The organism is Neobacillus sp. PS2-9, from assembly GCF_030915525.1.
In the GTDB taxonomy this organism is placed as follows: Bacteria; Bacillota; Bacilli; order Bacillales; family Cytobacillaceae; genus Neobacillus.
Map to the genome: position 1 here is coordinate 2,589,412 of NZ_CP133269.1, position 16,308 is coordinate 2,605,719.

The 16,308-nt window shown below is 34.9% G+C and carries 12 protein-coding genes and 2 pseudogenes; 5 read left to right on the plus strand and 9 right to left on the minus strand.

Annotated features, from left to right (window positions below):
• Positions 1-38: 38 nt before the first annotated feature.
• The 3 genes from RCG25_RS13055 to RCG25_RS13065 all read right to left on the minus strand — a co-directional run bounded on the left by RCG25_RS13055 (position 39) and on the right by RCG25_RS13065 (position 3,499).
• Positions 39-380 carry a hypothetical protein gene (locus RCG25_RS13055; RefSeq protein ID WP_308084059.1) on the minus strand — a complete coding sequence of 114 codons (342 nt, stop codon included), beginning with the start codon at positions 378-380 and terminating at the stop codon, positions 39-41.
• Between the two features lie 439 nt (positions 381-819).
• Positions 820-2,745, minus strand: coding sequence for an ABC transporter permease (locus tag RCG25_RS13060; protein ID WP_308084060.1), 1,926 nt, complete (start codon positions 2,743-2,745; stop codon positions 820-822).
• Positions 2,732-3,499, minus strand: coding sequence for an ABC transporter ATP-binding protein (locus RCG25_RS13065; RefSeq protein WP_308084061.1), 768 nt, complete (start codon positions 3,497-3,499; stop codon positions 2,732-2,734). The genes RCG25_RS13060 and RCG25_RS13065 overlap by 14 nt, the downstream gene beginning before the upstream one ends.
• Positions 3,500-3,768: 269 nt before the next feature.
• Here RCG25_RS13065 and RCG25_RS13070 point away from each other — a divergent pair.
• Both RCG25_RS13070 and RCG25_RS13075 read left to right on the plus strand, forming a co-directional pair.
• Positions 3,769-4,929 (plus strand): annotated as a pseudogene (locus RCG25_RS13070) (MFS transporter).
• Between the two features lie 78 nt (positions 4,930-5,007).
• Positions 5,008-5,355: a hypothetical protein gene (locus tag RCG25_RS13075; protein WP_308084062.1), complete on the plus strand. Its 348-nt coding sequence runs from the start codon at positions 5,008-5,010 to the stop codon at positions 5,353-5,355.
• 47 nt (positions 5,356-5,402) lie between these two features.
• Here the strand turns inward: RCG25_RS13075 and hmpA are convergent, their stop codons facing one another.
• The gene (gene hmpA, locus RCG25_RS13080; RefSeq protein WP_308084063.1) at positions 5,403-6,683 is read right to left on the minus strand and encodes an NO-inducible flavohemoprotein; all 1,281 of its coding nucleotides are present in this window, start codon (positions 6,681-6,683) and stop codon (positions 5,403-5,405) included.
• A 186-nt stretch (positions 6,684-6,869) separates the two neighbouring features.
• Here hmpA and RCG25_RS26090 point away from each other — a divergent pair.
• Both RCG25_RS26090 and RCG25_RS13095 read left to right on the plus strand, forming a co-directional pair.
• Positions 6,870-7,483 (plus strand): annotated as a pseudogene (locus RCG25_RS26090) (DUF421 domain-containing protein).
• Positions 7,484-7,597: 114 nt separating this feature from the next.
• Positions 7,598-7,774, plus strand: coding sequence for a hypothetical protein (locus tag RCG25_RS13095; protein WP_308079256.1), 177 nt, complete (start codon positions 7,598-7,600; stop codon positions 7,772-7,774).
• A gap of 76 nt (positions 7,775-7,850) precedes the next feature.
• Here RCG25_RS13095 and RCG25_RS13100 read toward each other — a convergent pair whose 3' ends face one another.
• From RCG25_RS13100 to map, 3 genes are all read right to left on the minus strand, one after another.
• Positions 7,851-9,200, minus strand: a complete 1,350-nt coding sequence (locus tag RCG25_RS13100) for a TrkH family potassium uptake protein (RefSeq protein ID WP_308079257.1) — start codon at positions 9,198-9,200, stop codon at positions 7,851-7,853.
• Between the two features lie 419 nt (positions 9,201-9,619).
• Positions 9,620-10,927 (minus strand): hemolysin family protein, encoded by a 1,308-nt coding sequence (locus RCG25_RS13105; RefSeq protein WP_308079258.1) that lies wholly within the window; start codon positions 10,925-10,927, stop codon positions 9,620-9,622.
• A gap of 242 nt (positions 10,928-11,169) precedes the next feature.
• Positions 11,170-11,910, minus strand: coding sequence for a type I methionyl aminopeptidase (gene map / locus RCG25_RS13110; RefSeq protein ID WP_308079259.1), 741 nt, complete (start codon positions 11,908-11,910; stop codon positions 11,170-11,172).
• 393 nt (positions 11,911-12,303) lie between these two features.
• On the opposite strand from map, the gene hemQ reads away from it, so the two are divergent.
• Positions 12,304-13,047, plus strand: coding sequence for a hydrogen peroxide-dependent heme synthase (gene hemQ, locus RCG25_RS13115; RefSeq protein WP_308079260.1), 744 nt, complete (start codon positions 12,304-12,306; stop codon positions 13,045-13,047).
• Positions 13,048-13,110: 63 nt separating this feature from the next.
• Here hemQ and RCG25_RS13120 read toward each other — a convergent pair whose 3' ends face one another.
• A complete protein-coding gene (locus tag RCG25_RS13120) occupies positions 13,111-14,331 on the minus strand; it encodes an MFS transporter (RefSeq protein WP_308079261.1) in 1,221 nt (406 codons plus the stop codon).
• A gap of 122 nt (positions 14,332-14,453) precedes the next feature.
• Positions 14,454-16,268 (minus strand): ABC transporter substrate-binding protein, encoded by a 1,815-nt coding sequence (locus RCG25_RS13125; protein WP_308079262.1) that lies wholly within the window; start codon positions 16,266-16,268, stop codon positions 14,454-14,456.
• Positions 16,269-16,308: the final 40 nt, after the last annotated feature.

Below are 16,308 nucleotides of genomic sequence, written 5' to 3' on the forward strand. Positions count from 1 at the left end.
GGTAGCTTGTAGTCGTTATTTTCATATCTAATGTTTATCTATTCCTTTTTACCCTTATAATAAGTTAACGGGTAACCAATAATTATACAAATAACTCCTCCTATACCAGTCGAAATAAAAGATAGTTCTTCTTTAAAAAAGGACCAACTTATAATCCAAAATATTATAATTAACCAGCCTAAGACATTTGGTATTTTAAGTTTTATTCCTTCACCTCCACTAGACCTAGGCAAGTATATGCTAATCGCGTTTAAGGAAATTCCGAATAACGCAATTAATGTGCCAATAATAAACCAATGAGTTGCTAAAAAGGTTTGGAAATATATGCCTACCATCATTAAGAGTAAGCCAACCCAAGTTAATATTCTTCCTTTTTTCATTTTTCTTCTCCCCAAATCTTTTGTCATACTATATTTATTAATCTTTTTGAACTCTAATTCCCATATGTTCAAGAAAGTATTCAACAAAAAAGGCGGTTAATCCTTCTTGGATTACCTTGCTCGTTTGCGTAAGAAAATCTTTTCACAAACTTTCCAGTATCTATAATATGATTTTAAAATAAATATCCAATAACCTTCGTGATTGCAACACAATTCACTCACTAAATCACAAAGAATTCGCACACCCTCCAATAATTATTTCATACCTGTGATTTACTATGTGAATTAGGGCGAAGCGGACGAAAGAAATTCGTCGAAATGGTGATAAATCAATAAAAAACGCACTGTAAATTATATTGTGAATTCAAGTGCGTTTTCCTATGTGTTTTACTATGTTTGCACCTCTGAAGTAAATCCGTTATCATTAGGAGCCTGTTTTTTATCCTTTAATTATTTTAAAATAGGATGCGCTTGTTAACCAATAATAGACCAGGTATATGCATAAATAGACTCCGAGACAGGTAATATAAGGCACTTGCATTTTAATAGGTAAATAATCAGAAAAGAAAGCTAGAAAGACAATACTATGGCTGATTGCAAGAATCAGTGGAAGAAAAAAGGTAAAGCCTACTTGTCTCGCGATGGATCCTTTCACTTCTTTGTCAGGAATACCTATCTTTTCTAAAATTTTATACCGACCCTTATCCGTGGTGGCTTCCATTAGTTGTTTAAAATAAATAATACTGCCTGTGGCTAATAGAAAGACCAGTCCAAGGAACCCACAAATAAATATAAGCAAACCGTAAGTCTCAAGCCCATAATGGTAATTCTCATAGAAACTGGAGTAAATGGGTCTCGGTGTGTCATCCACATATTTATAGGGTTCTGTTAGTCTATCAAGTTTTTTATTTAATGCCTTAATCTCTTTTTCATTTTCTATTTTATAGATATAAAGTTTTTCCGAGGTCATCCCCATTTTTAACTCGTTGAAAAGTGAGTTGCTAACAACAAGCGGAAAAAGATTTCCCCCTTGGTTAAGTAAGGAATATCCTTTATAGTCAATAATTTTAATCGTATGATTGTTTGGTAATGAAAGACTCTTCCCACTATATGGGTCATTATTTTGATTTAAGGTGCCATCGTAAAAGGCAATCGCCTCATTCATTTCTAGGTGAACCTCCTCTTTCACCTTCCTTTTTTTCATCAGATTATGATACGAATCCTCAGAAATCAGGATCGTATGATAAAAATCAGGTACTCTTTCTAACGCAGATACATCCGTTTGAATTGGTAAGTACTCTATTTTCTCACTATAGGTGATCTTTGTTGAGGAGTCCTCTTCAATAATTGATTGCAATTGATTATTTACCTTGGTGTCCATCAAATTAAAAATATAACTATAGGGATTATCCTTTTGGGATATGGAATCAATATGATAATAAAAACTATAGGTCAACACACAAGCAACAATGGTAATACTGCTTAATAGTGAAATGACCGTTAAGACGAGGACATTCCCCTTTATTCGATACATTAGCTGACTTACACTAAGCAAATTCCTTCCCTTGTAATAAACAGAGTTCATTTTTTTCAATAAAAATAATAAATATGCTAATAGAGAATGCATAAAAATGTAGGTTCCTATTATCAGTAAAAATACAGCTGTAATGATTCGAATACCAGTTTGAGCTATTACATTCAACTCTCCAGGATTCATTACTAGAATATATCCTGAAATGATACACGCTATTGCTAAAAAACTAGTAACAATAGAAGGCGTACTTCGTCTCTCTCCTATTCTTTCCGCTTTAAAGAGTTCAGCCAATGAAAACCGATAGATTACACGATAACTATGGATGGAAGTAATTAAAATAATGATGAGAAAAATGACAATCGTTTGAATCAAGGCACTTTGTGAAATAGTGAAGGTCACTTCCAGGGAAAAGTTCATTAATTTAAAAATAATCATCATAAACATTTTTGAAAAAAGAAGACCCATACTAATTCCAAGAATCAGTGCCAAGGCACCTATTATCAAATTCTCAAAAAACAGAAGCTGCGCTACTTTTCTTTTACTCATTCCAAACAGTGAATACAGCCCTATTTCCCTTTTACGTTTTCTAGTAAAAAAAGAGTTGCTATACCAAATAAAAATAGCGGAAAAAATCATTAATACAATTGATGCAACATGAAAAGCAGACTCCATCTTACCAAGAGTAACAGTGGAACCAAGTAATTGATTATTGTATTCTAAAGAAACAAATGTAAAATAAATAGAAATACTTATAATCATAGAATTTAGGTAAATCAAATATTGGCGAATATTTTTTTTTATATTCTTACTAGCAAGGCTATACAATGTCATGTTGCATCCCTCCTAATGTCGAAAGGATATCAAGTATTTGTTTATACATATGTTTACGTGAATGATCTCCTTTACGGATTTCAGTATAAAGGGATCCATCTTTTATGAATATAATTCGTGAACAAAAACTTGCAGCATAAGCATCATGAGTAACCATTAAGATTGTCGATTGATATTCTTTATTAAGTTCAACAAGAGTCTCAAGCAGCTGATATGAGGATTTAGAATCGAGAGCACCGGTTGGCTCATCAGCAAAAATAATACTTGGATCACAGACGATAGCCCGGCAAACAGCAGTGCGCTGCTGCTGGCCGCCAGATACTTCATATTGATATTTTTCAAGAATATCTTGGATTCCAAAGCGATTAGCAAGTTCAATCACTTTTTTATTCATTTCATCCACTGATATATGACTAAAAGCTAATGGTAATAGAATATTTTCTTTGATAGTTAATGTATCTAGAAGGAAATATTCTTGAAAAATGAACCCCATTTTTCCTCTTCTATATTCTGTTAAATCATGGTCAGATAAGTTTTGTAAGTTTTTTCCACCAATACTAACAACCCCTGAAGAAGGTTTTTCAATTGACGATAACACATTAAGTAACGTTGATTTTCCCGCTCCAGAAGGACCCATTACCCCAACAAATTCACCTTTTAACATCTTTAAGTCAATATTTTTAAGCGCAGAATAGGAGCTTCTTCTTGTACCAAAGACTTTATTTACTCCTTTTGCCTCCAACATAATTTCCATAACTTATCACCCATTTCTGTAAATTCCTTATATTTACTATAAAAAATATACAGCTGCCTTTCCATAATGTATCCTTACACAATGGCTCCTGTTCCTTACAATATTGTAAGATATTACATGCCATTTTTATAAACGTATCATACCCACATAATTGAAGCTAGAATTAATGTGTTAAGGTTGTATTGTCACTGTACTTTCCATTATTCTATTAATAGTGAAATTTACCATATGACAACAACAGTTGAAATCATCTAAGGAGTGAAATATCTTTGCAAACTAAAGGAGCTTTACCTATTTTATTTGTAGTAATGTTTTTGGTTATGGTTGGGTTTGGTATTATTATCCCAGTCTTACCTTTCTACGCTGAAGAAATCGGAGCGAACCCAACTGAGCTTGGATAGTTGATGGCGGTTTATTCACTCATGCAACTCATTTTTGCACCGATATGGGGACAGGTTTCAGATCGAATTGGACGAAAACCTGTAATGATGATTGGCATAACCGGGCTTGCCTTATCTTTCTTTATCCAAGCGGTTTCCACTGAACTATGGATGTTGTTTGCAGCAAGGATTTTAGGCGGTATTCTCTCCTCTGCAAATATGCCAACCGCAATGGCGTACGTTGCAGACATTACTACAGAAGAAAATCGTGGGAAAGGTATGGGGATTGTCGGAGCTGCCACTGGCCTAGGCTTTGTTTTCGGTCCTGCAATTGGAGGGATTTTTTCAAAAGTCAGCTTGAGTATGCCTTTTTACTTAGCTAGTGGATCATCTCTAATCACTTTGGTGCTGGTTTTCCTTTTACTAAAAGAATCTACTAATAAAAAGAGTACCGTTAAAAGAGACTCCATTTGGAAAGCTTTTAACTCGAGTGTCTCGGTTCTTTTCTTTGTTCAATTACTAATTTCATTATCTCTTTCCGGATTAGAGGCAACCTTTGCCTATTTCGCGGCAAAAAGGGCTGGTCTAGAGAGCACTCAACTAGGTTATATTTTTATGATTATGGGATTTGGCAGTGCCTTGGTGCAAGGGGGATTAGTTGGCAAATTGACTAAGAAATACGGAGAAAGCACGGTCATTCAAGGTGGAATTATTGTTTCAGCCATTGGTTTTGGCTTAATTTTACTAGTACATAACTTTTCAACAGCTGCTATCTTTTTAACCATTTTCGGGTTAGGAAATGGGGTCATCCGTCCGAGTGTATCTTCACTAATTACAAAAATGTCAACTGCTGGCCATGGGAGTTCAACTGGACTTCTATCTTCCTTCGATTCTCTTGGACGGATAATGGGACCGCCGATTGGTGGCTGGCTGTTCTCACTTTCTATAGGTCTCCCATATATTTCAGGTACAGTGATATCCATGGCAGCATTTATCTTATTTGTTCTATTTAGACCGCAAATGTCTACAGTCAAAACAACCAACATGTAATATCTTATTGGAGGAATATGTTGCTAGGACATGCATAAAATGGGTTATGAGGATTGATGTATAAAGGAGCCTGGAAGAATGAAACGTAAAACCTTTATTAATGTATGTTTCCTTATCGCCATTTTAGGTTTTGCCGCCTATCTCGATTCGCCATATTCCTTTTTGAATAAGGATTATGCTTACACTGCCGATCAGCCTGTTATGGCTCAGCCAGTTGACGTAGAAGTATCGGAAGACATTCCCGTTTTAGAAGAAAAACTGGAAAAACGGGAAAAAGTAGATGGGTATATCCTTGAAACGTATGAGGAATATGAGGTTTATAAAGACAAAGATGGCAATGTGGTTAAAAGTGAGCCTACAGGGAAAACGGATACCCTGAAATATTGGGATTACACCGATAAAAAAGATAATAAAAAAACACGCTGAGCTATTTTCAGCGTGTTTTTTTCATTAATGATTAGCAACTCTTCTAGCTATTCTAAGCTTCCAAATGATCCGAAGAATTCGTAATGAATTCGTTCTTCTGGGATTCCCCACTGTTTTAATGATTTATTTACTACTTTCATAAATGGTTCAGGTCCGCAAAAGTAAAAGTCCGCTTCCTTTGTCGTTATATATTGTTGAAGTAGTTCAAGGCTTATATACCCTTCTTTATCAAAATTGTTCATTTCCCTATCTTGTTCTGTGGGCTTCTCATAAATAACAAAAGATTTTACATTTTTATGCTCTGCGGCCAGATCAATTACGTGTTTTTTAAATGCATGCATTTTACTATTAATGGATGCATGTATATAGTAAGTTTCCCGATTTGGATTTTCTTTGACCGTCGTATTTAACATACACATCATTGGTGTTAGACCAACCCCACCGCTAATTAACACCAATGGTAGGGTAGATTCCGTATCCAAATAAAAGTCACCAGCAGGTGCAGTAATCGGAATAATGTCTCCTTCCTTTACATGGGTATGCAAATAGGTGGAAACGATTCCTGCTGGGATCGTTTGATCTTTTGAATCTTCCCTTTTCACACTTATCCTATAATAGTCTAAACCTGGGCTATCTGATAAACTGTATTGACGTAAATGGGTAAATTCCTCTCCAACATGATCCAGTTTTACTGTTATGTATTGCCCCGGAATAAAAACGGCAATTTGTTTTCCATCCTTAGGTTTTAAGTAAAAGGAAGTAATGACATCACTTTCCTGTACTTTTTTATCTACAACAAAATCACGAAAACCTGCCCATCCGCCCGGCATAGTTTCAGTAGTTTTATACATTCGATCTTCCATTCGAATAAAAACGTCGGATATTACCTCATAGGCATCTGCCCAAGCATCAATGATTTCATTGGTAGCAGCATCTCCGAGAACTTCCTTTATGGCTCCTAGTAAATTCTCTCCTACAATCGGATAGTGTTCTGGCTTTATTTGCAGGCTTCGGTATTTTTCACCAATTCTCTCTAATACGGGCATAATTTTGCTAAAGTCATCGATATTTGCTGCTGCACCATAAACTGCGTCTGCTAATGCTTTAGGCTGATGCCCAGTCATTTGGTGTGTTTGGTTAAAAATATTTAAAAGCTCTGGATGCTGTTTAAACATCCGTTTATAAAATTGTTTAGTTATAGCTTCACCGTGTTCCTTAACAATTGGTAAGGTTGCTTTAATAATTTCTAATTTTTGAGGATCAAGAGTTTTTACGGTCTTTAATACCTCTTGCCAAGAATGTTTATCTTGTAGATTTTTCTTCGACATCTTCTATTTACCCCCTTCAATTCTTACAGATAAAGTATCTCCTCATTAAAAAGTTCTATTTAAGGTAAAATTAACTAAAAATCCTTTACGGGATAAAAGCATTTCACATAACTTTCCCGAATTTTTCCTTATAAAAAGCTACATACTATTAAAACTACATGTCTTTTGTTGAAGGGAGTTTTATTGGTGGATTGGAGTTTAGTTTGGAAGGCTGTCCTTATTGTACTTTTTGGTACATTAATATTAAGAATAGCTGGAAAAAAAACAATTTCTCAAATGACCATAGCCGAAACAGTAATTATGATTGCAATTGGTTCTCTACTTATTCAACCCGTCGCTGGTGAAAAACTAGGAAACACATTTTTGGTCGGTGCGGTTTTAGTAGCAACCCTTATTACATTAGAATTTTTACAAATAAAATTGATATTTTTGAAAAACTCTTTACAGGCAAATCAAAAGTACTCATTGAAAATGGAATTATAAATGAAAAGAATTTAAAGAAGTTGAGATTAACCGTTGACCAACTTGAGATGAATTTACGCCAGAAAAATATTGCAAAATTTAGTGATGTTCAATGGGCAACTTTAGAACCAAATGGACAATTAGGTTTTACCCTTATACCAGAAGCACAGCCAGTGACAAAAAAAGATTTTGCTGAGTTAGTAGAAATGATCTCAGCAAACCATTTAAATTTCGTACAACTTAGTAATCAACTCAATCCTCAAAATCAGCAACCTAATATTTTTACTGAAGTAAAAAACCAAGAACATCCGTTTCCACCCCCTAGACATTTGCAATAATAAGACAAACACGCTAATTATTTATCTTTTGCGAACTAATCTATTGTAAATTCACGTTAATTATGTATAATTCATAGTATAACTATAGGAATTAAATGAACAGGAGGTCCGCTTATGCGCTTTCTAAAAAATCTCTTTGTTGAACATTGTCCTAAATGTAATAAAGTATTAGAAACTCACCGTTCCAATACCTTAAAAGCAATCGTGATAAAGTCATGTCCGGATCAACATTATCAAAAGGAATTTCATCCTGCCTTTGAAACATATATTGAAAGCGATAGGGTTTCATAAATTTTATAAAAATAACATGAAAAAACAGAACGAAAAAAACTTCGTTCTGTTTTTTCATGTTATTAAGAATCAATAGTTACCCAATTAAAATTTTTTCTTCAGCGTATCTCACTTTAGATTCAGGACGGTTGGACATTAGCGCGAATGCCATCGTTAATGGTCCAATTCTACCAATAAACATAAGGAATGTAATAAGTAATTTTCCCAGTGGTGAAAGATGCCCTGTTAAACCTGTCGATAATCCGACAGTCCCAAAGGCAGAAATGGTTTCAAAAAGAATGTCAACCATGTCTGCTTTTTCGGTGAAAGTTAATAAGAAGAATATGATGAATATAAAAATTATAGCTGTAACACCAATTGACAAAGACTTGTTAACCAATCTCCATGATATTCGTCTTCTAAAAATATTTACATCTTCTCTATTTGTTAGTACAGACCAAAAAGCCAACATAATAATGGCGAATGTGGTGACCTTTATTCCTCCACCTGTAGAACCGGAAGAGGCTCCAATAAACATCAAGGCCATCATAAATACTAGTGATGATAGTGTCATATCTCCAATAGGAATTGTATTAAAACCAGCTGTTCTGGTAACCACACCCTGAAAATAAGAACCCCATAATTTGTCATTTAAGCTAAGGTTTCCAATTGTATGCGGATTATTAAATTCTGCGACAAATATAATTAAAAACCCAACAACATTTAGAATTAAGGTCATAAGTAGAGCTATTTTTGAGTGGAGAGACAGCTTTCTCAGTGATTTTTTTTGCCAGACCTCTAAAATAACCGTAAATCCTATTCCCCCAATGATAAATAAAAAAGTGACGGCTAGATTTACGGTAGGGTCACCCACCCATTTACTTAAATTATCAGGTTCGAGTCCAAAACCAGCATTATTAAAAGCTGAAACTGAATGAAAAATAGCGTAGTAAATGGCTTTTCCCCATGGCATTTCATATGACCATCTGATTGCTAAAGCAGTAGCCCCAAGAATTTCAACGATTAAGGTAATACGGATTATTTTGCGGACAAGCTGTACGACCCCAGAAAGTGTAAAAAGATTTAGAGAATCCTGTAATAGCAGCCTCTCTTTTAAGCCAATTTTCTTTCCTAGAATAATGAACATTAATATACCTGTCGTCATAAATCCCCAACCGCCTATTTGAATGAGACAGAGAAGGACAATTTGTCCGAAAAGGGTAAAAGTGGTACCAGTATCCACAACAGCTAAACCTGTTACGCACACTGCAGAAGTTGCTTCAAACAGAGCGTTAATAAAGTTAAGTCCCCGCCCTTCTTCATAGGTTGAAAAAGGAAGCATTAACAAGATTGTACCAATTACAATTAAGGTAGCAAACCCAATTGCCAGTATTTGTGCAGGATGTAACTTAATCAGGTTACCCCTTTTTTTAAATAAATTCACCATTTCGCCCCCATCCAATCAATGCAGATACAGTTTAATACCCCTTTTTTAATAAAAAATCACAATGAGCATATATACTCTATGGTCTCCTGATTTCCAATATGTATCAAACCTGGTAATTTCAAAATTTATTACGAATCATATCTTACTATTACAAGAATAATTTGTAAATATGATTATTGACTTACAGGAAATTGGGGTAAGAACAAAAGGCGGAAGCGCCTCGTTCAGCCCCGACAGGCAAATGTTCTTCGGCGGGAAAAGTCCGCCTTTTGACTTTTCTTGCCGAAGGTTATTTGACCCGAGGGGCTAGGCGCTGGAGCTAGATTCAACAACTAGTTCAGTTATCCACACTTGGATCCTTTTTCCTAAACAATTAAAAAGGAGGCTGACTCTTATATTTTGAGTCAGCCCCCTATTATTTACGCGTAGGATTCTTGGTTTATTTTTAAGATTTGTAATGACTTAATATGATATCCGTCGATTTCAAGAACTTTAAATTCATAGTCGTTATATTTCAATGTATCACCTTCGACTACATCCATCCTTTCAGACAAGATCCATCCACCAATTGTATCCATATCTGTATTTTCCAGATCTAAACCAAATAAGTCATTAATCTCATCTATAAGAACTTTTCCATCTACAATGGTTTTCGTTTCACTAATTTTATTAATATCAGGTACCTCATCCGCATCAAATTCATCCCGGATTTCCCCAACAATTTCTTCTAATATATCCTCAACCGTCACTAATCCAGCGGTTCCGCCATATTCATCCATCAAGATTGCCATATGCACTCGTTCTTTTTGCATTTTAACTAGTAAGTCATGGATAGGAATGGATTCAATCACTTGTATCACTGGACGAACATACTCCTCGATTGGTGCTTCTACATTTTTACCTTTTATATATTCAGTAAAAACCTCTTTCATGTTCACCATACCCACGATGTTATCTTTCTCTCCATCAATGACGGGGTATCTTGTATAATTCTCTGTGGTAACAATTTGCAAACATTCATCCAAGGATTGTGAAATATCAAATGCTACAATTTCTGTTCGTGGCACCATAATTTCGTTTGCGTGCCGATCATCAAATTCAAAAATGTTATTCACATATTTATATTCAGATTGATTAATTTCACCACTTTTATAACTCTCTGAAATGATTAACTGCAGTTCTTCCTCAGAGTGTGCCACTTCATGTTCAGAAGCAGGCTTTAACCCAAACATTCCCGTTACTAAACGTGCTGAACCATTCAGCGCTTTGATAAAAGGGTACATTATTTTATAAAACAGAATCATAGGCCTTGCAAAGGTCAGTGTAACAGTTTCAGCTTTTTGAATTGCGAAAGTCTTTGGTGCTAGTTCACCAACCACAACATGAATAAATGTTACAGAAGCAAACGCAAGGATAAATGATAGGACGCTTGAAATTGACTCTGGTAGTTGAAAATGGATAAACAAAGGATGAAGAATATGTTCCACTGTAGGTTCACCCAACCAACCTAACCCCAACGCTGTCACGGTAATCCCTAATTGACAGGCTGATAGATATTCATCTAGATTTGTTACAATCGTCTTCGCAAAGATGGCGTTTTTGTTCCCTTCAGCAACTAACTGATCAATTCGCGACCCGCGGATTTTAACAATAGCAAACTCATAAGATACGAAAAATGCTGTAAAAGCAATTAAAATTGCTATTATTATTAAATTACCAATAATCAATGGTCTCCTTACTAAAATAAAGTAAGGATTACACCTCCTGTTTATATAAGGAATCTATTTACTTATTAAATTTCTAAGGAACAAGTTGTTAAAGGAAAACTCCCTTTAACAAATAATTATACCACGATAAACCGTACAGTCAACGTTACGGTATTGAATGGTAAAGCAAAAAAGATATAAATCTTCTCCCTAATTTGGAAAAGATCTATATCCATTCTAAATATGATTAGGCATACCTTCCTTTAGAGGGTAGTAATAATAGGTCCATTTTTTGTAAGAATGAGTGTATGTTCAATTTGCGCAACAAAGCTCTTTTTAGTTACATAAGTCCATCCGTCATCCAATTGAAAGACTTCCTCTTCTTCAGTAGAGATAAATGGTTCAAAGGCGATCACCATACCTTCTTTTAACAGTTCATCATCCCAAGGCTCAAAATAATTATATACATGGTCCGGTGCCTCATGGATAGACCGACCAACGCCGTGACCTGTTAAATTTTTAATAACGGTTAATCCATTTTGTTTAGCAGCTTGAATTACCGCTTTACCGATTCCACTTTTCTTCGAACCTGGTTTAGCTTTCTTTAAGCCGGCTTCGAAAGCTTCTTTTGCCACATCACAAATTTTTGTTAAAATCTCTTCACCCTCACCAACAACAACCGAAATACCAGTATCAGCAAAATATCCGTTCTTTGAACCTGACACATCGATGTTAACGAGGTCTCCTTCCTGAATGACACGCTTCCCAGGAATTCCATGTGCCACTTCTTCATTTACACTGATACATGTATAACCAGGAAAATCATATTCCCCTTTTGGTGCAGAAATGGCTCCTGCCTTTTCGAATAACTCCCCTGCTAATTCATCAAGTTCTAATGTTGTAATGCCGGGTTTCGCCGCCTGTACCAATGCATCTCTAATAGAAGCAACTATTTTTCCAATTTCCTTTAAGCCATTAAAATCCTCTTCGGTTTTTGCAATCATTGTACTTTCCCCAATCATAATAATAATTTAATTATAAGGCTGTGTTAAAGAACATTGTTAATTTTTATACCCTGTTGATTGGTTCGGAAGGCACGAAGACTCCTGTGGGAGTGTGGTTCAGGTGAGACCCCGCAGGCGCAAGCGCCGAGGAGGCTCACCGAAACGCCCACGAACCGCTCGCGCCTGGAGCGGAAATCAACAGACAAGTTTAACATAGCCTTTAATAAAAATCTCCATTCTTAGATTGTACCTATACTGCCGCAAAAATCCAAGTAACTAGATCTTTTTGTGAAATCAGTCCATGTAAGTGATATAAATCACGACATTCTCAAATGAAAATATTTATCATTTACACTATGAAGATGTTATTAATTAATACTTGGAGTGATTATAATGAATCAAGCAATGAAAACGATTGAAGGATGGTATTGCTTACATGACTTTAGGATGTTTGACTGGGAGAAATGGAAATCAGCCTCTGAGGAAGAACGTGAGCACGCGATATATGAAATCAAAGAATTAATTAATAAGTGGGATAAAATAGAATCAGAACAAAGAGGAAGTCATTCGGTGTATACGATTGTAGGTCAAAAAGCAGATATTATGTTTATGATCTTGCGCCCTACTATGAAAGAACTCAATATAGTAGAAACAGAATTCAGTAAAACTTCATTTGCTAATTTCACAAAACCAGCCTACTCTTATCTATCTGTAATAGAAAAAAGTAGTTACTCTCAAGCAGCAACAAATCCTTACGAAGATCCTGCAATAAGAGCTAAGCTATACCCTGTCATACCAAAAACTGAATATGTTTGTTTTTATCCAATGAGTAAATTACGTGGTGAAAAGACTAATTGGTTTATGCTGCCGATGGAAGAACGAAAAAGATTGATGTTTGAACACATTGATACGGGTAGACCATATACCGATCAGGTAAAACGAATAGTTACGGGCTCTGTAGGATTTGATGACTATGAATGGGGTGTCACATTATTTAGTAATGATGCACTTCAATTTAAAAAATTAATTTATGAAACAAGATTTGACGAAGTAAGTGCCGTTTACGGTATATTTGGTTCCTTCTTTATTGGGAATCTTTTAAAACAAGAAGAAATGGAACAAATTTTTCATATCTAAACTTAAGTGGAACAGGAGGCTGAATCCATTGCTAATGGATCAGCCTTTTATCGTTGTTCCTTTTTACTGCAGCTTCCAAAGTAAAGTTCGTCGGTAAAAGAGAAAGATAATTACATTTACTACCGCTGAACTAATAAATATGGAAGAAGTCCCCCACCAGTTAATCATCCACCCTGAGAAAAGCATACTAATCGGCATGCCAATTCTGAACAAAGAACCTGTTAGTCCTCCAATTCTCCCCATAAATTCAGAAGGTGTTTGCTCATGTCTAAACGTATAAGCACAAATAATATAAATAGTAGTGGAATATCCGTTTAATAGTAAACAAAGGGCCAATAGATAAAGATGGTTTGTTAAATAAAAGCCTGCATATGCGATGGAATTTCCAACAATAGCAGCCCCAAATAATACTCCCAATTTAAACCGAATTCTTAAACGATTGATAGTTAAACTAGCGATTAATCCCCCTACTCCAGCTGTAGCTAAAATAATCGAAAGAACAGAATTTGATAGATGTAAATCTGCTGTTCCAAAAATTAATACAGTATTACTGACAACAATCATAGTGCAGTTGATGAATAAAATGAACAATGTCATGGTTTTGAGTGCTTTATTTTTCGTAAAAACATCCCAACCCTCTTTAAAATCGTACCAGAACGAGTTTTTACTCCCTTTTTTCACAGGTTCATTTACCGAAAGATTCATAATTAAGAAATAGGCCAATACGTATAAAATCACTGTTAAAAATAAACCTTGGGTCTTGTTGGCAAATAAAAGGACAAACCCTAAGAAGACTGGACCCATAATCCCAACAAAAGTTTCAATAAATGAAAGTTTTGCATTTGCGCTTGTTAGCAGCGGAAGAGGCACACTTAATTTAATAAGACTCACTTGGGTATTAAAAAATCCATAATTTAGTGTCATTAAGATAAATCCAAACAAATAAAAGAGAATTGGTTTGTATAAGTGCGCCCCAAACATACCATACATGATAAGTAGGACGACCGCTTGAATGAGAATCATCCACATAGCCCATTTCTTTTTATTCACTCGGTCCACAATGATCCCGACAACTATTCCAAAGAATAAATTCGGTAATAGTTCAGCCGTCCTCATTGATGTCATAACGATTGAAGAACCTTCTGATAAATCATACATAATTAACGGTAAAAGAAGTTCATAGATTTTATTTCCAATATTTAATAACAAACTAGCAGCAAGTAGGAAAGTGAATTCCTTGTATTGCCAAATAGTAACCTTTTGATAAGACTGATCAACTGCCATTAGATTTGCTCCTTTGCTTTCTTATTCTATTTTCATTGTACATTGGCATTGACCAGCTAAAAATCGTAAAACTTTTTCTTTTTTTTCATGTTTTCCAACTAAAAAGAAGCCATTAGGCTTCTTTATTCATCTGCATTGAACTTGTCAATTTTAGTTTTCTTGTACCACAGGTCCTTAAAGTCAATCCACATTCTTGAGTTAAAGGAAACTCCTTCTAAAGTGGTATCATAGGAAACTTCCACTTGTTTATGAACTAAGAAACCTAAGACGCCTTCCTCAACAAGGAACTTTTCGAGTTCCCGATACTTCTTTATTCTTTTAGAAGGATGGATTTCTTTTTTAATTTTTGTTATTCTTTCATTCATTGTTTCTTTCATTTGAATCGTTAAAAAAGGATAAATAAACCCTCTTTCAAATAGGAATAACTCAAATAGGGAAATGAAGTTACCATTTGGCGTTCCTTCAAATAAAACCATATCTGCCTCATCTAACATCTGATGATTTTGAATTTTATCCCACTCCACAATCATAACTATCACGTTTAAGCCCTTTTCTATTAATTGTTGTTGTATAAAATAGGCATCATGTGCGTGCCGATTGTAAGTAAGAAGTGTCAATTTTTCTCCGCTATATCCTGTTGAAGTTAAATTCTCTTTAAAAGTAACCTTTGTTTCTTTTTCGAAGATAGGAGAATGTGCGTTCATTTCTTCTGTTATCATAAAGCCATTGGCAACACCCAACCTTGGTTTTCCTAATTGAGTTAGTTTTTCTCGCTCAATATGGGAGAGTATGTATCTCCTTAACTTTAGATTTTGTATTGGACCACTTTTTGCTACATTCATAGTTAAAATGTTCGTTCCAGAAAAGATACTCTGTTTTTCATCCCAGTCCGTCATAGGTGTTGATGGACTTTCTCCAGTATCAAAAATAAGTCTCTTTTTTTCTTCCATATCTTCTCTTAAATCTTCTGGCAATCTAATAATCTCTACTTTGTCCAAATGTGGCCGTCCTCCAAAGTAGAATTCAAAGGCAGTTAATACGCAATGATCAGAATCAACTGATTCTACTTTAAATGGTCCAGTCCCTATTGGTAGTTTAGCAAATCCTTCAGAAGGATCAAAAATATCAATGATAGACATCGGTGCGAACGAAACAAAATATAGAAACAAAGAATTAGGCTCTTGTAGTTGAAAAAGAATCGAGTATTTTGATAGTATTTTTATCTCTTTTATATCACTAATAAGCCATTTATGTGGAGAATGCCATAATCTCATAATGGAATGTTTTACATCTTCAGCTGTTAATTCCCTTCCGTTATGGAACCGAACTCCCTTTCGCAAATAAAATAACCAGCTTTTTTTATCCTCACTGCATTCCCAATTATGTGAAAGACTTTTACGAAAGGATCTATTTTTATAGTCATATTCTACTAATGTGTTATAAACCTGCATCACGATATGAGCATCCAAATCGAAAAAAACTTGAACCGGATCGATGGTAGTAAGTGGTCGGTAGATAGGGAATCTTAGGATTTCCAATTCCTCGTTATCTTTTGAATTCACTTTCTTATAGCCAAAATAAGTAGAAACCCATTCCATAATAAAGGATTCTACCTTTGTGCCTTCCCCAAATTCTTTTACTAACTCCAAAGCTTTCATAATCTCATTTTTATTTAAAAGCGCAAGAGTTTGTTGTTGTAAACTTTGCTCGAGATTTTCTAAAAAAATTATGGTAGAGCCGTTTCCTCTTCCCTTTCCCGAATGAAATTCAATTAGTTTTTCATCCTTTAACTTATTTAGAACGAGTTTGACGTTCCTTTGTGTGCAAAAAAGAATTTGAACTAAATCATTCATTGTAGTTCGAATAGGTACATGGTTTTCATACGCTTGAAAGGCACGTCTTAACATTAAAAAATAGTATAAATACTGAGAATTCATTCGAAACCTCCGATCGATTTCTATTTATTTCTATTTTATA